The organism is Arthrobacter sp. S41, from assembly GCF_004320535.1.
Lineage (GTDB): Bacteria > Actinomycetota > Actinomycetes > Actinomycetales > Micrococcaceae > Glutamicibacter.
Genome location: NZ_SIHY01000001.1, coordinates 1,068,524 through 1,086,800 on the forward strand (window position 1 = coordinate 1,068,524; position 18,277 = coordinate 1,086,800).

Sequence of the window (18,277 nt, forward strand, 5' to 3'; positions counted from 1 at the left end):
CTATTTCCCGTAGATGACCGCTGTTCTTCTAGCGAACAACAATAGGATGGACAGGCCGTTCACAGGCCAATTTGTATGTTCTCCAGCTTCAGCCATCGAGCCATACGTTCAAGTTCTGCGCGTAAAGGTAGTTCGGCGCTACTCTCCCAGCCTGGTTCATAGTGAACACTCTTGGCGTGAAGAACACCGCGGGCACGATCAGCTTTAAGATCTACACGACCTACGAACTCATCCCCCAGCAGCATTGGAAAGACATAATATCCATACCGTCTTTTCGCTTCAGGGACATAGATTTCAATCCGATACTCAAAGCCAAAAAATTGTTCTAGACGGCGTCTATTAAATACCATCGAATCAAAGGGCGAGAGTAGTCGCAAATCCTGTTCGATCTTACGGGGAACTTTGGTGCCCAGCGGCATGAAACAAACTTCGCTAAGCCCTGGTACTTGCACCTGCTCAATATGGGCATCGATCGCTAGTTGCGCCAACGTGGCTTTAACTTCCCGGATTGGCAGACGGAAATACTCCGCAACACAATGCGCTGTAGCTATACCTTGGGCTTCAAGGGATCGGTGGATGAGCCGTTCCAGGGCTTCTTGCCGAGGAGCTTCACTCACGTCAACGGTTGTCGCTAGTACGTTTTGGGCTAAGGCGTAACGCCGTTCAAACTGGGTGTTGCGGCCCAGAGTAAGAATCTTGGCCCGCGCAAAAAGTGACTCGGTAACGTACTTGGTGTCGTTCCAATTCCAGCCCCAGTGTTCTTTGGATGCGGTCGGCGCGACGTCCAAGGCTTGACTGATTTCTCTGGCACTCGATCCAGGATTCTTCGCCAAAAATTCAAGTACCTGTTCCGAGAGATCATGCTGCTCAGAAGAAAAATTATCTGACTTGTCGATCCAGGTACGGCGTTGCCACACCTGCAAATCTGGAACGAGTTCGGCGCTCACCACGGATGCTTCATGGGCCCAATACTCGGTCAGCGGGCTACGCGGTGTTGCCAAAACCTTGTCCAAGGTTTCAATGTTGTACTCCCCTAGCCTCGCAAAAAGCGGCATGTAGTGAGCCCGACGAACAACATTGACCGAATCGACCTGCAGCTGCGAGATGGACTGGACGGTCTTGATAATTTTTCGTGCTGAAATCTCTTGATTAGTCCTGCCACGAGACAGGCCTTGGGCGGCCAACGCGATCCGACGAGCCTGCTTGAGGCTCAGGACGCGATGGCCGCCCAACATAGTTTGTGCGCTGATGACTTACCCTCAGTCGGTTACTAATGCCTTGTCACGGTACCCGCGAGTTTCCGTGGTGGCTTCTTGATCAGATTCTAGTGACGGGTCAAGGCTGATCACACCGTACTGGTACTGTGTGCGGCCGTAGACCACGGCGTGCTCTCCTGTGGCTTCATCGATGAACAGGTAGAACGGGTGCCCGACTAGCTCCATGCGGTCCACTGCGTCATCAACGCTCATCACTTCGGCTGGGAAGGACTTACGGCGAATGACCACTGGCGAGTACTCGGCCTCGGACTCAGTCTCGGAAACTTCCGCTGCTTTCTGAGCCTCAAGAGTGGATTCAACCAACGACTTGTCGCTGGAGGCCGTAGGTAGTGTGCTGGTTGCTTCGTGCACGGCCACTGGAGTGTGGTTTCCGCGATGGACCTTACGCTTGTCCCGAGCCTTACGCAGTCGTTCAAGAAGTTTTGCGAAGGCGATGTCAAAGGCGGCGAACTTGTCAGCTCCGCGAGCTTCAGCTCGAACGGCGGGGCCACGTCCAACAACGGTCAATTCAACGGACAATGCCGTGCTCTGGTCACGGGCATGTGATTCTTTGAGGACCTTGACGTCAATGCGTTGAACCTTGGTAGCCAGCTGGTCAACCTTGGTTATCTTCTCATCCACGTACTCACGGAAACGATCCGAAATGGTGATATTGCGTCCGCTGTAATTCAGCTCCATGGTGTCCTCCAATAGGGAGTCGGGTGACACAACAGTCCGGAAATTCCATCCTTCCGGACTGAAGATGGGCTTTTCGCTGCATCTGTGATGCAACCCATACTTCACCTTAGGCCACCACGCAGAAGATTCAAGTCTCTGAGCCCAAAATTCCTATCGCGGTCAGCGAAATCACTGTTCAGGCTCCTGATTTGGCGGTTTAGTCAGCGCCAAAGCAACGGCAAGGGTGACGTCATATCCGGCTTTATGACACGCCATTGCGGCGTGGCGCAATGTTGAACCCGTCGTGAGGACATCATCGATGAGGATGATCGGCTGTCCTGGCACCTTCGCGCGTTCGGCAATGAAGTGTTCCCCGCCGCCGCGTCGAGCAGATCCACTTTTGAGTTTCTGCGCCCCACCAAAGGCTGAACGAACTCGGTAATGCAGCACAGAACGACAGACCAGCTGTCTGGAGTACAGCCCGCTGCGCATCCCTTGTTCAAGTATTGAAAGCACCGGGGAATACCCGCGTTGCCCAACAGCTTTCAGCGAGCTCGGAACAGGAACAATCAAGGTAGTTAACTGTCCTGGTTGCGGGACACAGCTCGCGTTGATGACGGCCGCAAGATAAGGCGCAAAGACACCGCGAAGGAAATATCGTTGTTTGTTCTTGAACGCCAAGACCGCGCGGGCCAGTTCTTTGCCGTAGATCCCGCAGGAACTGACCGAGAGCTGATTGGCCAGTAGTGGCAACTCCACGTAATGATGGTGCCCGTCTGGTAGTGGAGGCAAGAAGAGCTGCGTTTGTATTTCTCGGCGGCATTCTGGACACAGACGAAAGTCTGCCCGAGAGCACACGGCGCAACTGGTGGGTACAAGAAAATTCAAAAATTCCCGTCCGCCAAAGCTCAGCCAGCGCACCGATCTTCGGTGACTGAATTCGTCAATGGTTCGCAACCAGCTCCACGAGGTTCCCATGCTTCACAGTAGGCGCGTTGCACAGCATCGTGACTGGGCAGCAAGACCAATTGTGGAATAAGTGCCAGCTTAGCCAGGATATGAAACGTCTTGGGCGAAATCATCTAATTCGTGCCACGAATTACCAACACGGGTGTAGAGCTTTTCTTTGGTTTGTGCGTAGACCTCGCGGCCTCCGCCGACTCCGGTGGCAATGCCAATCATTCCCAGCAATAGCTGCAAATGTTCACTTCCACCTTCAAAGGTTATTTGGGCAGCTTCAACGGCCTCGGAATCTTCCAACTTGGCTACGATGATGGAACTATCCGAGTCCCACAGCGCAGTGTTCACCGGAACCTCTGGATAGATTTTCATTGGAGTGTCGGTCAGCCCACGCGGAACACCTTCAGCGTCACGAATAATGCCCGCAACGTAGACGGATGTGGAAGATCCTTCACTGGCCACAATCAATGCACGTGCGCCGTCTCGGGAAATTCGGAAAGAATCGATATTGGCGCCTTCGAGCCAGGCCACGTCAATTGGACGGGCTTCACCCTTAGCTGCGGTGTCTTCTGGGATTGCCATAATTGGGGTCTTCGCCCCATTATCGGCAGTCCACGTCCAGCCTGCGACATCCATGGACGGCTGAATCAAATCTTGACCGCTGAGCTCTAGACGAAGCTTGCCTTGGTCGTTAATCCCCCACAGCTGAGTGCGACGGTCATTGAGGAAGGCGTAGCTATTGCCCACAGGAGACATTGCAGGGTCACGCGGATCGTATGCAGAAACGTCGGGCAGTCCGCCCACGGGAATGATCGAGCGTCCCTTGACGTAGACCAAGTCCTGATCGGAAACACCGATCAACGTATCTTGAGTGCTCGGGTTGATCTGTGCCGGCTCGATCTTGGAATCATCAGACGCCAGGTTCACGTCGTTTTCCTCGCGCAGCATCTTGACCGAATCCACGGATGATAGCCCGGTCAGTGTCGCTTCAACCTGTTGTTTCATCAACAACAACGTGTTGTCTGTGGTGTCGGTAAACGAATCCGAGTTCAAGTCGATAGTGGCTTCACGGTCGCGCACCGGAACGGCGGAGCGCACCAGTTGGCTCGCCGAGGAGAAGGCTGACACCACCGCATTTTGCAGATAAGGGGCTGGGCCTTTGAGCAACGCTTCAACCATGGAGGTGGTGGTTCCTGAGCCCGAGGTGAACCATCGAATGTCCGGGACAAGGTAGGAGTAGCTAGCGTCGTAGAAGTAGAGGGTTTGTGCAGCAAAAATCTTGGTGAAGGTCGAGGCTTCGAGCATGGTGCCGTTAGGCGCTTTGACGATCCGCCATTGATCATCAATCTTGGCTACTTTAATATCTACCGCACGCGTGGTGTGGTTTGGGTAGTTAGTCCGAATACCTTGGGCGTCTACTTCCCCGGTGATCTCTAGCTGAATTGTGTATTGATTCGCGTCGGCACCGTTGACCACGTTGAACGCTTCGTAGATCAAAGTCTGGGTATCGCCACGCCAGGTGTTGCGCAAGTCAGTGCTCATATATTCGCGGGCCACTGCGTAGTCCTCGGCAACTGAGCGGCCAGCTTCAACAAAGCCATCAACAATTTCGCGTGCGTCCGCACCCTCGGCTGGGCCTTCGGCCGCGTAGCTATAACTTTCGCCGCTGGAATCTTCCGCGCCAGCTTCGATTTGCTGGACGCCGGAAGAGCGCGGAATTGCTGCACAACCAGTAAAGGTCATTGCTCCGATGAGCAGCGAAGAAAGAAAGAAGACGGCTTTGTTTTTCACTAGTTTCTCTCCTTCTTGGACTCCGGGCCGCTGCTTTGAGGATCGGCCACATCGTCGTGTGCTTGTTCATCTTCGGAAGGAAGAATCAACGGTGTGTAACCAATCTTGGGCACCTCGCCAGTCAACGGGAAGCTGTCTCCCGTGGTGTTCAGGATGGCTTCAGATACCGCAGGCTCCAGTGGCAGCGGTGACGAATCAATCTCGTGATCTTCAGACTTGGGAAGCGTCAGGCGGAAGACCGAACCCACGTCGGGCTTGCCCCAAGCTTCCAAGCGGCCCTCGTGCAGTCGAGTATCTTCCATAGAAATCGATAGTCCCAACCCGGAGCCACCGGTGGTGCGGGCACGGGCGGGGTCGGCCCTCCAGAACCGGTCGAATACGTGGAGGCTGGCTTCTGGAGTCATGCCAATTCCATAGTCACGCACGGTCAAGGCTACTGCAGAATGATTTTCAGCAATGGTGATGTCAATTGGATTGCTTTCACCGTGTTCTACAGCGTTGAGCACCAGGTTACGAATAATACGTTCTACACGGCGTGGATCAACTTCAGCTACGCAGCCTTCGGCCGGTGCGCTGAGTCGGATGATCGAACCGTATTCGTCGGCCACCGGCGTCGCAGTATCAACAACTTTGCGTGCAATGGCGTTCAGGTCCGTTGATTCTCGGTCAAGGACCGCCACACCAGCATCAAAGCGTGAGACTTCAAGCAGATCATTAAGCAGGTGCTGGAAGCGCTCAATTTGGTTGTACATCAGCTCAGCAGAGCGTGAAGTTAGTGGATCAAAATCTTCGCGGGCATCGTGAATAACTTCGGCGGCCATGCGCACCGTGGTCAGTGGTGTTCGCAATTCGTGGGACACGTCAGAAACGAAGCGCTGCTGCATGGCAGAGAGATTATTCAGCTGGGTAATCTGCTCCTGCAAAGACTGGGCCATATGGTTGAAGGCTGTGCCCAGTCGGGCAACCTCGTCCTTGCCTGCCACCTTCATTCGTCGGTCCAGGTCGCCTGAGGCAATGCGCTCAGAAACGTAGGCGGCATCAGCCACAGGTCGAACGACGGTGCGCGCCACCGACCATGCAACAAAGCCAACTACTACCAGCAAAATAAGACCGGTGAAAGACAGTGCACGGTTAATGAATTCCAGGGTGTCCTGCACGCTGGAGAGGTCATAGACCAAGTACAGCCCGTACTCACGACCTGGCGGAATCAAGACCTTTGTACCGACAACCAACCCGGGCTGTGCTTGGTCAGCGCTGCCAAGTTCGACAGAACGCCAGTAGATGCCCTGTTCACCGGCCACACGTTCGGCCAAATCTTGCGGGATGACGCGGGTGGTCAATGACCCTGATGCCATGGGACCGACGTAGAGGCTTTGATCTCCTGCAATGGGCATGAGCACAAAGTCGCGCACTACGGTGGCCCCGTCACCTTCGAGGGAGGCCAAGGTGGAATTCACCAAGGCCTGAGTCGAGGCGCGGTCAGTGGTTGACGCAGATTCAAGGATGGAACGGGCTTGAGTCAGGCCGCGCTCAGATTCCTTAGAGATCTGGTTAACTCGCTCATCGTAAAGCGTGGAAGCGATCTGATTAGAAAGGAACGCGCCAGCAGCAAGCAGAGCAAGAGTCGTAAAGAGCAACGTGGAAATAACGGTGCGGTAGATCAGATGCCGCTGCCAGCGCAGCTTCAATTCTGTCCAAGGACGCCGAATCCACGAGCGAAGCTTAGCGACGGTAAAGCGTTTCGGCTTAGAGTGGGCAGACACGTCGAGCGGAACCAACTCTTTACCGGTCGACGTGTGTGAACTCAACTTGCCGAACCCGCCTTATATCCCACCCCGCGTACGGTTTGGATGATCTGAGGCTTCTCTGGATCAATCTCGATCTTTGAACGCAAACGCTGAACGTGAACGTTGACCAAGCGGGTGTCTGCTGCGTGGCGGTAACCCCAAACAGCTTCCAGCAGCTGTTCGCGGCTAAAGACCTGCTTAGGCTTACGTGCCATGGTGACCAAGAGGTCAAATTCTAGTGGAGTCAATGAAACCGCTTGATTGCCACGGGTCACTTGGTGCCCAGCAACATCAATGGTGACTTCGCCAACCTGCAGCGTTTCGGCTGCGTGGGTTTCATTAGGTCGCAGGCGAGCACGCACGCGCGCTACCAATTCTGCTGGCTTGAATGGCTTGGGAACGTAGTCATCCGCGCCCGATTCCAGACCGCGAACTACGTCAGCGGTGTCGGACTTAGCGGTCAGCATGACCACCGGTACGTCGGACTCAGCACGAATCTGCTTGCAGACCTCAATGCCATCGATGCCCGGGAGCATGAGATCAAGCAGGACTAAGTCTGGGTTGAATTCACGGAAGGCCGCTAAGGCGCCTGAACCCTCATAGCAAAATGCGGCGTCAAAGCCATCATTTTGCAAGACGATACCAATCATTTCCGACAATGCTTCATCATCGTCAACGACTAAAATCCGTGCTTTCATCCTTTATCCCCCTGCAACCTAGCTCTGAGGTTTCAACCATCTGTTCAAACCGGGCAGATCAGCATTACCACTCTTTCAAAGATACATGATTTACCGGTAATTTCCGGCTGTGACCGGCAGGGATAACACAATCGATTACGCGTCGACGCGAGTTTGCTCCAACGCTTGGGCATAGGTCTGGAGCTTCTGAAGAGTGTCCACTGCTTCAGAGCTGGAGCAAGAACTGAAATCGCCTCTAGGCATCAATGTCAAAGATCCAAGTTGCGCATCCGAGAGTCCCAGCTGGTGCCACGGCCTAAGAATCGAATGCACCGCGTCAACTACGCCGGGGGCAGGTAGCTTCGGGGTGAGAACCTGCAGGAAGATCTGCCCGGCGCCCTCAACAAATCCGGCGATGCGCTCCCACTTTCGGTGGTTTAGTCCGTGCGGGTCCACAATCATCGCGGTGATGCCAGCCTGGTTCAGCAAATCAATACGCTCAATCCACCGCTCGTCGGCGGTTGGCAGATTAACAACCGGTTGAACGGAAAGGTTCGAGGATTCGTCCGTGAGCACCTTGAGAAATTCTTGGTAGGCGCTACGAACTTCTGAGCGAGGAATTGAACGCAGGGTTCGATAACCACTGGAAGTCTTAATCGTTCCGTCAAGCACGTCACCGATAAGGGATTCGTCTAACTGCACGGTGAAGGATCGCAAAGTGGTAGCTCGGGCGAGCCGCGCTACGTGTTCCCTGACTCCATGGGCGTACGCAGCAATGATGTCACGGCGAGCGCCGTGGTCACTGATCGAGCGTTCCCCATTGCTCAGGTACACGCTGGCCACTAACGACCACGGGCCAAGCACACTGAGCTTGATCCGCTGTGCAGGTTTTTGCTCCGGGCCAAGGACATCTGCCAGCAAGTTTTCGTCGCTGCGCAGAATGCTGCGTGCGCGCCGTGCGTCGATGCCGTCGTTAACTCCGACTCGCCACCCATGGGGCTGCAAGTCAAAACCGAGGTCTGCGAGCAACGTGGCGCTGCGCCCTACCGCGTCTGCCCCTACCCCGCGGTCTACGAGTTGTGGGAGTACAGCGAGGTTGGGTTCGCCCAGTTCCCCGCGCACTACTTCATGTATTTCCAGCGGTTCCGTGCCGGGAAATTGACAGAAGGAGGTGACAAAAACGTCAGTGCGTTGGCCGAGGTGTTCTTCAGGCATCGTTATGTGAGTCAGAAATATTCTGGTGATGGCGGATGACTTCAGAGATCACAAAATTCAGCAATTTCTCTGCGAATTCTGGATCGAGATGCGCTTCAATGGCTAGGGCGCGTAGGCGTTCGATTTGCGCCTTTTCACGATTTGGATCGCTTGGTGGCAGCTTGTGCTCAGCTTTGAGGTGTCCAACGCGCTGGGTTGCTTTGAATCGTTCGGCCAGCAGGTAAACCAACTGTGCGTCGAAGTTATCGATGCTGCCCCGGATGGCGTACAACTCGTCGAGGACTTCATTCTTTACCTCGCCGTGCAACGAGCTGGCGTGCGGGTCGAATGACTCGTGTTGTGCAGGGTTTTTCGGCTCGTTCATGGTCTCAAGTTTACGGGTTCACCTCTCAAAACCACCACAAAGTGACATGCCCCAGCTGCGGCGGGTCGCGCAACTGGGGCATGGGCAAAACTGCCGGGCTACTTGGAGGCTTGGTTTAGTTCCTCAATCAGCGCTCGGCGTTGGGCCTGTTCACGTGGGTCTGGCACAGGAAGTGAAGCAATCAACCGCTGTGTGTATGCGTGCTGAGGTTGCGCCAAGACCTTGGAGCCAAGACCTTCCTCAATCAAGCTACCGCGGTAAAGTACGCCCACCCAGGTAGCCAGCTGATCTACCACTGCCAAGTCATGCGACACAAACAGCGCAGCAAAGCCGAGCTCCGATTGCAGTTCCCTAAAGAGTTCAAGAACCTTGGCCTGCACTGACACGTCCAACGCGCTGGTTGGCTCATCAGCAATCAGAAGCTTTGGATCCAAGGCCAAGGCGCGAGCCAAGGAGGCACGCTGACGCTGACCTCCAGAAAGCTCATGCGGGTAGCGCTGGGCAAAACCTGCGGGAAGCTGTACCGCTTCAAGCAGTTCGTTGACCTTGCTCCTACTTTGGGAAGGATTCAGCTCGCGGTGCACAGCCAGCGGCTCGGCTACACATTCTCCGATGGTCAGATGCGGATTGAAGCTGGCGGCAGGATCCTGGAAGACAAACCCGATCTGCTCGCGCAAGGGTTTGAAGCTACGTTCCTTGAACGATGCCATCTCATAGCCCAGCACCTTCAGGGAACCCGAGCTGATTCGATTCAGACCTGCAATGCTCCGACCGATGGTGGTTTTGCCAGATCCGGATTCACCCACAAGTCCATAAACCTCGCCTGCGTGAATTTTCAGGTCAACATCTTTGACCGCGGTGAAACCTGGTGAGCCAAAGCGACCCGGGAAATGCACCCCTAGCCCTTGAGCTTCAACAATGACTGGCGCGTCCTGGTGCGGACGCTGGGTCAGCGCAGCCGAAGCGCTGTCTCTGCCTAGGTGAGGCACAGCAGCCAACAGTGCTTTGGTGTAGTCCTCTTGTGGGCGTTCAAACAGCTCCAGGGCCGGAGCTTGTTCGACAATCTTTCCCTGGTTCATCACCACAACTCGGTCAGCGATGTCAGCTACCACGCCCATATTATGCGTGATGATGACAATGGCGGTACCCAGTTCTTCGCGCAAGTCTCGCAATAAGGAGAGAATCTCGGCCTGTACCGTAACGTCCAACGCTGTGGTTGGCTCATCGGCGACAATCAGTTTTGGCTTTAGCGCCAGTGCCGCTGCAATGACCACACGTTGTTTTTGACCACCGGAGAATTGGTGCGGGTAGTAATTCACGCGCTGCTCTGGATCTGGAATACCCACCTGAGCCATCGCTTCAATCGCGCGCGCCTTGGCTTCCTTCTTGGAAATCTTGTTGTGGGTACGAATCCCCTCCATGATCTGCCAACCCACGGTGTACACCGGGTTCAGTGCCGTGGAAGGTTCCTGGAAGACCATCGCGACGTCGCGTCCGCGCACTGCACGTAGCTCATGCCCACCAAGGGTGAGCATGTTCTTTCCGTTCAGGTACACCGCGCCGCGGGCTGCACCGTTTTCGGCCATGATTCCCAGCGCGGTGCGAGCGGTCACGGACTTGCCTGAACCGGACTCGCCCACAATAGCCAGAATCTCCCCTGCCTTGACGTGCAGGTCCACGCCGCGCACGGCTGGAACTGCTCCTGCGTCGGTGACAAAGTCAATGTTCAGGCCCTGAATGCTCAGTACGTTCTCGGCGTCATTACTCGACGGCGAAGCTGCAGAACTGTGTTTCACTTGCTTGCTCCTGCCTGTGCGGACTGGGTAATTCGCTTTGCCTTTTTACGGCTGAAGCGCCGCAAACGCGGATCGTTGAGATCATTCATGGATTCGCCAACCAAGGTCAGGCCCATCACGGTGAGCACGATGGCCAGTCCTGGGAACATTCCAGTCCACCAAATACCACTGGTCGCATCGGACATCGCGCGGTTCAGGTCATAGCCCCACTCGGAGGCGGCGGTCGGTTCGATACCAAAGCCCAAGAAGCCCAACCCGGCGAGGGTCAGCAGTGCTTCGGTAGCGTTCAGAGTGAAGATCAATGGCAGGGTACGGGTGGCGTTACGCAGTAGGTGGGTAAACATCACCCGCCATGGGCTTGCGCCAATAACCTGTGCGGATTCCACAAATGGTTCTGCCTTCAGACGCATCACTTCGGCTCGGACCACACGGAAGTACTGAGGAATGAATACGACAGTAATGGATATTGCTGCTGCCATAATGCCGCCAAAGAGCGAGGATTGCCCTTGCGAAATCACAATGGACATCACGATGGCCAGCAGCAGTGAGGGGAACGCGTAGATAGCGTCTGCAAGGACCACCATGATGCGATCAAACCAGCCACCGAGGTAGCCGGAAATAAGTCCCAGCAGTACGCCGATGAACAAAGACATGACTACTGCGGCCAGGATGACCCAGATTGCAGTTTGTGCACCGAACAGGGTGCGTGAGAAGACGTCGTACCCAGTGGAAGTGGTCCCCCAAAGGAACTTTGCGTCCGGGGCAGCTTGGCGTGGGAAGTCACCAGATGCATCTGAGGACTGGGCAAAGCCAAATGGTGCCAGCAGTGGAGCCAAGAGCGCGCTGAGAATGAATACTGCGCACAGTACAAGACCAGCCACGAGCATGCCACGTTGAAGTCCAGAGGACATACGCAGGTGTGAAATGACCGGTAATGATTTGAACCGTGAGCCGGCGGAGCTAGGCAAAGTTGGTGTAGTCATGTTTAGTACCTGACTCTCGGGTCGATCAATGCAGCCACAACGTCAACAATAAAGTTGGTCACGGCAACGATTATGGCCAGTAGCACCACGATGCCCTGCACTGCCACGAAGTCACGGGCGGTGAGGTATTCGGCGAGCTTGAAGCCCAGACCGGACCATTCAAAGGTGGTTTCGGTCAGTACCGCGCCACCGAGGAGCATGGCAATTTGCAGGCCCATCACGGTGATAATCGGAATCAGTGCTGGGCGGTAGGCGTGCTTGGTGGTCAGACGGAATTCGCTAACACCGCGGGAACGTCCAGCTTCAACGTACTCGCGTCCCAAGGTTCCGATGGCGTTGGTGCGTACCAGGCGCAAGAACACGCCGCCGGTGAGCAGTCCCAAGGCCAGGGCAGGAAGCAACGCGTGCATGGCGACGTTCCAGAACGCTTCCATATTTCCGCTGCGCAGGGCATCTAGCCAGTAGATGCCTGATGGGCTCTGCAATCCGGTGAGGGTTAGTTCGGTTTCCCAGTCGGCGCGTCCGCTAATTGGCAACCAGCCCAGCCAGACGCCAAACACAAGTTTGAGGATCAGACCAGCAAAGAACACCGGGGTTGCGTAGCCCAGGATCGCTAGGATGCGCAAGATGGCATCTGGGTAGCGGTCGCGGAATTTAGCCGCAACTAGTCCCAGTGGGATACCAACAAGCAGGGCTACAATCACTGCGTTGATGGCCAGCTCCAGGGTCGCTGCCCCGTAGGTGGTCAGTACTTCGGTGACGGCGCGGTTATCGCTCAACGTACGACCCAAGTCGCCGGTGAAGATCTGCCCGAGGTACTCAAAGTACTGAATCAGCATTGGTCGGTCGTAACCGGCTTCATGGATTCTGGCGGCCAGCTGGTCTGGGGTCAAGCGTCCACCCATAGCTGCAGTGATCGGATCTCCGGTCACGCGCATGAGGAAAAAGACCACTGTGATGAGGATGAAAACAGTGGGAATAATCAGCAAGAATCGGGTGATCAGGTAACGGAGGAATCCGCCGCCCTGGCTCTTGGCTTTAGGTGCTGCTATCGGGCTAACTTCTTGCCCGGGTGGTGACGTGATAGTCATCGTCAGTCCTTATGGTTCAGGATGCGTGGCATGAGCCCAGTACTGGGTGTTATCTGGGAACATGCCAAGGGGATCTAACCTGCGCTGGTACTCACGCACACGTCAGATCCCCTTCGATTTGATGTTTTTGAGCAGAGCTAAATTACTTGCTCAGTACGCCTAGACGGAACTTGAATGAGGCATCCAAAGTCTTGTCCACGTCCTTGACGTCCTTGCCAGCAATGGCAACCTGGGAACCCTGCAACAGTGGCAGTGTCGACAGGTCTTCAGCCACCATGGTCTGCAACTTCTCAATTGCTTCGGTGCGCTTAGCCGCATCGGTCATGCCACGCTGATCTGAAATCAACTTGTCGACCTCTGGGTTGTCGTAGTTGTTCGACAGGAAGTTGTCCTTGGCGAAGAACGGCGACAGGTAGTTATCGGCATCCGAGTAATCCGGCATCCAACCCAGCTGGTAGGCAGGGTAGTCGGTGACGCGCTGCTTCTGGTAGGTCACCCATTCGGTGGACTTCAAATCAACGTCAAACAGACCGTCGGCTTCAAGCTGCTTTTCAACCAATGCGTATTCATCACCGGAGTTTGGACCGTAGTGATCTGGGTTGTACTGCAAGGCAAGCTTGACTGGAGTCTTGACCCCTGCGTCTTCAAGAACCTTCTTAGCCTTGGCTGCATCTGGCTTGCCGTCGGTGCCGTACAGATCCTTCAGCGGCTCGGCAGCTCCGGTGAATCCCTGCGGAACATATGAATACGCAGGGGTGAAGGTGTTCTTGTAGACGTTTTTTGCAATGGCTTCACGGTCTACCAGGTGAGCAGCGGCCTGGCGCACAGCCAAAGACTTCTTCTCATCGGCGTCACTGGTCTTGGCACCATATGGCATGGTGTCGAAGTTGAAGACGATGTAGCGCAGTTCGCCACCTGGACCCTTATGAACGGTCAGCTTCTCGTCCTTGCCGAGGTCTTCGATGTCAGTTGGGGTCAGTGAACGCCATGCGACGTCAATCTTGCCCTGCTGAACTTCGAGCTTCAGGTTATTGGCATCCGCGTAGTACTTGATCGCAGCCTTGTCGTTGGCTGGCTTGCCCAAGACACCTGCGTAGGAATCATTGGCGCTGAAGGAGATCAGGTTGTTCTTGTTGTACGAATCAATCACGTACTGGCCACCGAAGGCCTTGCCTTCAACGATCTTCTGGTCATCCAGAACCTTGTCGGCTGGGAAGACTTCGTCATCAATAATCGGTCCAGCCGGTGAAGTCAAAACCTGTGGGAATGTCTGGTCATTAGCAACCTTGAGCTTGAAGACCACAGTGCTGGCGTCAGGTGCCGTAATGGAGTCAACGTTGCCCAGTAGCGAGGATGGTCCGTTTGGATCTGCGATCTTGAGCTGGCGATCGAAGCTGAACTTTACGTCCTTGGAATCCAGGTCGTGTCCGTTGGCCCACTTCAAACCAGTCTTGAGCTTGACCGTGTACTCGGTAGAAGTGGTGAATTCTGCCGACTCAGCCAGGGAGTTGGATGGATCTGGGCTGCCAGGCTCGGAATTCAACAAGAATGGGAAAATCTGGTTCATGACCATGAAGGAACCACTATCGTAAGATCCGGCTGGATCCAGGGAGGTCACCTTGTCGGTGGTTCCTAGGGTAATGGGGGCGCTGGTATTGCCCGAGTCACCGGAGTTGCTGTCTTCTGCGGCTGAGGTGCAACCGGTCAGAGCTAGGGCAGAAATACCCACAACGGCTGCTGCGAGTCGCAGTCCGTTCTTTGTGCGAGTCATGAAAGGTCCTTTTCTAGGTACACGCATGTGCGGTGATGATTAACACATGTTTCACATATCCTAAGTGATGCACCGCACCAAATACGAACAAAACCTACGGTTACCGGCCAGATTTGCGTCTGGCAACGGATCAATATGTGCTTGAGACCACGGCGTTTTGCACGGTTTGATGCTCCTAGAAAAAATTCTTCCCACCAGAAATCTTTGGTGACATAAGCTAGATGTCAATGATGACTCGTAGAGACGCGGCAATCGCGTTAGATATCCCTGTAGAGATGGCCAAGCGCCATGGAGTTCCGTCGCGGATGACCGAAGCGGAATTCCGAGAGTTGAACACCAATCCACCGGCGTGGCTGGCTCAATCGCGCGAAAACCGCACCGGCAAGCGTCCGGTGTGGATCCATCTGGTCTGCGCAGTATGTGGATTCAGTGAATACGAGCGCCCCAAAAAGTGGTGGCCTACCTTTGACTTTGTCCATTGCCACATCCACTCCCCAGCTCAGCTTCCCAAACTAGAAGCCGGTAAGACTCGCGTGGAGTACCAAGACATTTCCGCCCACATGTTTGGCATTGTTGACGAAGGCTAAGCACAGAATGAACTACTAGCCGCCAATTGGGTAGCTAGTTGTTTTTGGGCAAAAAAATCCTCGCCCTCTCAGATTTTTGCATCTGGAAGGCGAGGATTTTGTCTTTGAACTAGTTGACCTTTTCAGAATCCCACGCACTGGAACGGGCCGAATCAAGGGTCGCCTGGCCTAACACTCGACTGCCCTGGTAAACGACCATGGTCTGGCCCGGTGCCACGCCACGCATGCCCTCAGGCAAGTTGACTACGAGCTCGTCGCGTCCTTCGGCGGAACGCTCCATATGCGCTACTGCCTCGACTGGGTCGCCGTGGGCACGCACCTGAACCATGCAGTCAAACTTTTCGCCGGTGAAGACCTCAGCGATCGGAACACCTGCCCAAGAGATCCTGATTCCGCGCAGCTGATCTACCGCCAGCAATGCTTCAGGACCGACGATAACTTTGTTTTCCTTCGGACGGATTTCGAGCACAAAGCGCGGCTTACCATCGGCTGCCGGACGGCCCAAGCGCAGACCCTTGCGCTGACCCACAGTGAACGCCTGTGCGCCTTCGTGCTCACCCAGGGCATTGCCCTCATGGTCAACAATTTCGCCGGGCTTCATTTCGATTCGCTCAGCAAGCCATCCGCGGGTGTCGCCATCAGGAATGAAGCAGATGTCGTAGCTATCTGGCTTATTAGCCACGGTCAGTCCGCGAGCAGCTGCCTCGGCACGTACTTCAGCTTTAGATGGAGTTTCTGCCAGTGGGAACATGCAGTGCTCAAGTTGTTCATGAGTCAGCACGCCCAATACGTAGGACTGATCCTTAGCCCAATCGGCGGCACGGTGTAGTTCTGGTGCACCGTTGTCATCACGCAATACCTTGGCGTAGTGACCGGTGCATACTGCGTCAAAGCCTAGAGCTAGTGCTTTCTCAAGCAGGGCAGCAAACTTGATCTTCTCGTTGCAACGCATACAAGGGTTTGGGGTGCGCCCTGCCTCGTATTCGTCAACGAAGTCCTGAACCACGTCTTCGGCGAACCTGTCGGAGAAGTCCCACACGTAGAACGGGATCCCCAGCTTGTCGCAGGCACGCCATGCGTCGTTAGAGTCTTCCACCGTGCAGCAACCGCGCGAACCGGTACGCAGGGTTCCTGGCATGCGTGAGAGGGCTAGGTGGACGCCGACGACATCATGGCCGGCTTCAACTGCGCGAGCTGCGGCAACCGCCGAGTCCACGCCTCCGGACATCGCTGCTAGTACCTTCATCGTGTAAACCCTGTTCCTGCCGTGTGGATGCTGCTTTCATCGGCTGCCATGCCAGCCTTCTTTGCCTTTACGTACGCTTCTGGCAAAGCTTCTATTAATGCGTCAACGTCTGCGCGCGTGGATGTATGCCCCAATGTGAAGCGTTGCACACTGCGAGCGCTGCGCGCATCTCGTCCCATAGCCAGCAAAACATGAGAAGGCTGTGGAACGCCAGCGGTACATGCCGAGCCGGTCGACGAAGCGATACCCACCATGTCCAAGAGGAAGAGCAATGAATCTCCCTCACATTCAGGGAAAGTGAAATGCAGATTTCCAGGCAACCGGGTGCCCTCGTTGGCCGCATCACGTGGTCCGTTGAACTGTGCCTCAGGAATCAACTGGGTAATGCGCTGTACCGCGTATTCGCGCAATTGACTCAATCGTTGGGCTTCGTCACCAAGCTGTGCACGCACGGCGTTGGCCGCTGCGGCAAATCCTGCGGCGCTGGCCGCATTCAACGTCCCGGAACGAAGCTTTCGTTCATGACCACCGCCGTGCTGTACCGGGGTGAGAACAATGTCGCGACGTACCAACAGCCCGCCGATGCCTACCGGCCCACCAATCTTGTGCGCACTAATGGCCATGGTCGCTAGGTTTGACTTGGCGAACTCCACTTGAACTGCGCCGAATGCCTGTACCGCATCTGAGTGAACCGGAATGCCGTACTGAGCAGCCAGGGCGGCAAAGGCCGCCACCGGCTGTACGGTACCCACTTCGTTATTGGCCCACATCAATGTCGCTACAGCGATGTGCTCATGGTGTTCAGCAAATAGTGCAGCCGCCGCTTCAAGATCAATAACCCCGTCGTGGTCTACCGGCAGCCAGAGCAGCGTTGCGTTGTCGTGCTCTTCTAACCACATTGCAGTATCAAGTACTGCGTGGTGCTCAATACCGGTCAAGGCAATTGTGCGCGCTTGATCGTTTTTTGCCACACGATTCCAAAACAGTCCCTTGATGGCAAGGTTGTCTGATTCGGTGCCGCCTGAAGTAAAAATGAGCTCACTGGGGTGAGCGCCGGCAGCAGTCGCGACCGCTTGGCGTGATTCATCAACTACACGGTTGGCGCTACGGCCTGCCCCATGCAGTGACGAAGGGTTGCCAGTACGCGAGTATTGTTCGGTGATGGCAGCCAAGGCTGCCGGATTTAGATCAGTAGTTGCCGCATGATCCAGGTAAACGGCGGAAGTATTCATAGCTCTTTAATGGTACGGCTTTAGTCAGCCTCGTTTGAATGCCCAATCCGTGTGAATTGGCCGACCTCAATGGTTTCCAAATCAGGGTTTGCCAGCACCGCTTCGATCAAATCTGCGGGGCCACCAAGAATGGTGCAGTCATCAAATGGTTCGGTGGACAGCATCCACCGGTGATCAGTGGCAAAGGTCAACGCCGGGCGTTGAGTCTGCTCACCGTCGGAGGTCCGCGCCCACACTGGGCGGGCCAAGAACTCTTTATCCACTTCAAACAGGTGGTAGTTCCGGTAGCCGCCACCCAATTCCAATGGTGCGGATTCCAGCACTTCTGCGCCGAAGGCTGGTTGCTGGGCCAGCGCCAGTGCCGCCTCAAAGGCTTGCTGATTTTCTTCTTCACTGAGCTGAGGGTCGGGTTCCTGATCAATTTGGATTCGCTCCCCACCCTCGATGAAGGCGTAGCCTGCCCACAGACCGGCAACGTATCGCTGGTCTGTCGCGTCAGTACCGGTCAAGGTCTTAACCAGTGACTGCCACTGACCTTCGGGAAGTTGATCCAGAGGCAAATCCGTATCCACCCATGAGTCTTCAGCGGTGGGGTTTCCTTGCGCGTCCAAACCCGCCACGGTTTCAAACAGATCCGCAGCGGTAATGATGTGATTACGACTTTGCGCTGCAGTGGCCCAGCTGACCAGTTGATCATCTTCGTCCAGGGCTGGGTGCAAGATCCGAACGTAACGTTCGTAACCTACGGGAACTTGGGCGACCACTGTGGTTGGGTCGGCCGATGCGCAGGCAGAAGCTACCCACTGGCCACGTTCTGCTGGGATATGTGAAAACTGCATGTCT

At 55.3% G+C, this 18,277-nt stretch carries 16 protein-coding genes; 1 reads left to right on the plus strand and 15 read right to left on the minus strand.

Annotated features, from left to right (window positions below):
- Positions 1–59: 59 nt before the first annotated feature.
- The 12 genes from EYR88_RS04880 to EYR88_RS04935 all read right to left on the minus strand — a co-directional run bounded on the left by EYR88_RS04880 (position 60) and on the right by EYR88_RS04935 (position 14,369).
- On the minus strand, positions 60–1,235 hold the full coding sequence (locus EYR88_RS04880) for a crosslink repair DNA glycosylase YcaQ family protein (RefSeq protein WP_131088580.1): 1,176 nt from the start codon (positions 1,233–1,235) through the stop codon (positions 60–62).
- Between the two features lie 24 nt (positions 1,236–1,259).
- Entirely contained in the window at positions 1,260–1,955 is a 696-nt protein-coding gene (gene raiA / locus EYR88_RS04885) for a ribosome-associated translation inhibitor RaiA (protein ID WP_131088581.1), read from the minus strand.
- A gap of 168 nt (positions 1,956–2,123) precedes the next feature.
- Positions 2,124–2,693 carry a ComF family protein gene (locus EYR88_RS04890; protein ID WP_131088582.1) on the minus strand — a complete coding sequence of 190 codons (570 nt, stop codon included), beginning with the start codon at positions 2,691–2,693 and terminating at the stop codon, positions 2,124–2,126.
- Between the two features lie 288 nt (positions 2,694–2,981).
- Positions 2,982–4,685, minus strand: a complete 1,704-nt coding sequence (locus tag EYR88_RS04895) for an LpqB family beta-propeller domain-containing protein (protein ID WP_131088583.1) — start codon at positions 4,683–4,685, stop codon at positions 2,982–2,984.
- Positions 4,685–6,493: an MtrAB system histidine kinase MtrB gene (mtrB, locus tag EYR88_RS04900; RefSeq protein WP_131088584.1), complete on the minus strand. Its 1,809-nt coding sequence runs from the start codon at positions 6,491–6,493 to the stop codon at positions 4,685–4,687. The genes EYR88_RS04895 and mtrB overlap by 1 nt, the downstream gene beginning before the upstream one ends.
- The gene (mtrA, locus tag EYR88_RS04905) at positions 6,490–7,170 is read right to left on the minus strand and encodes an MtrAB system response regulator MtrA (protein ID WP_131088585.1); all 681 of its coding nucleotides are present in this window, start codon (positions 7,168–7,170) and stop codon (positions 6,490–6,492) included. Before mtrA ends, mtrB begins: the two co-directional genes overlap by 4 nt.
- Before the next feature lie 135 nt (positions 7,171–7,305).
- Positions 7,306–8,364: a hypothetical protein gene (locus EYR88_RS04910; protein WP_131088586.1), complete on the minus strand. Its 1,059-nt coding sequence runs from the start codon at positions 8,362–8,364 to the stop codon at positions 7,306–7,308.
- Positions 8,357–8,728, minus strand: a complete 372-nt coding sequence (locus tag EYR88_RS04915) for a chorismate mutase (RefSeq protein WP_131088587.1) — start codon at positions 8,726–8,728, stop codon at positions 8,357–8,359. The genes EYR88_RS04910 and EYR88_RS04915 overlap by 8 nt, the downstream gene beginning before the upstream one ends.
- A 98-nt stretch (positions 8,729–8,826) precedes the next feature.
- On the minus strand, positions 8,827–10,524 hold the full coding sequence (locus EYR88_RS04920) for an ABC transporter ATP-binding protein (RefSeq protein WP_131088588.1): 1,698 nt from the start codon (positions 10,522–10,524) through the stop codon (positions 8,827–8,829).
- On the minus strand, positions 10,521–11,507 hold the full coding sequence (locus EYR88_RS04925) for an ABC transporter permease (protein WP_131088589.1): 987 nt from the start codon (positions 11,505–11,507) through the stop codon (positions 10,521–10,523). The genes EYR88_RS04920 and EYR88_RS04925 overlap by 4 nt, the downstream gene beginning before the upstream one ends.
- Positions 11,508–11,509: 2 nt before the next feature.
- Positions 11,510–12,598: an ABC transporter permease gene (locus tag EYR88_RS04930; protein ID WP_131088590.1), complete on the minus strand. Its 1,089-nt coding sequence runs from the start codon at positions 12,596–12,598 to the stop codon at positions 11,510–11,512.
- Between the two features lie 142 nt (positions 12,599–12,740).
- Complete coding sequence (locus EYR88_RS04935; RefSeq protein WP_131088591.1) at positions 12,741–14,369, minus strand: ABC transporter substrate-binding protein; 1,629 nt, start codon at positions 14,367–14,369, stop codon at positions 12,741–12,743.
- A 227-nt stretch (positions 14,370–14,596) separates the two neighbouring features.
- On the opposite strand from EYR88_RS04935, the gene EYR88_RS04940 reads away from it, so the two are divergent.
- Positions 14,597–14,956 (plus strand): hypothetical protein, encoded by a 360-nt coding sequence (locus EYR88_RS04940; RefSeq protein ID WP_131088592.1) that lies wholly within the window; start codon positions 14,597–14,599, stop codon positions 14,954–14,956.
- A gap of 109 nt (positions 14,957–15,065) precedes the next feature.
- Here the strand turns inward: EYR88_RS04940 and mnmA are convergent, their stop codons facing one another.
- From mnmA to EYR88_RS04955, 3 genes are read right to left on the minus strand one after another with little or no spacing between them, the layout of a single operon-like run.
- The gene (gene mnmA, locus EYR88_RS04945) at positions 15,066–16,202 is read right to left on the minus strand and encodes a tRNA 2-thiouridine(34) synthase MnmA (protein ID WP_131088593.1); all 1,137 of its coding nucleotides are present in this window, start codon (positions 16,200–16,202) and stop codon (positions 15,066–15,068) included.
- On the minus strand, positions 16,199–17,434 hold the full coding sequence (locus EYR88_RS04950; protein WP_131088594.1) for a cysteine desulfurase family protein: 1,236 nt from the start codon (positions 17,432–17,434) through the stop codon (positions 16,199–16,201). The genes mnmA and EYR88_RS04950 overlap by 4 nt, the downstream gene beginning before the upstream one ends.
- Before the next feature lie 20 nt (positions 17,435–17,454).
- The gene (locus tag EYR88_RS04955; protein WP_131088595.1) at positions 17,455–18,273 is read right to left on the minus strand and encodes a hypothetical protein; all 819 of its coding nucleotides are present in this window, start codon (positions 18,271–18,273) and stop codon (positions 17,455–17,457) included.
- Between the last annotated feature and the right edge of the window lie 4 nt (positions 18,274–18,277).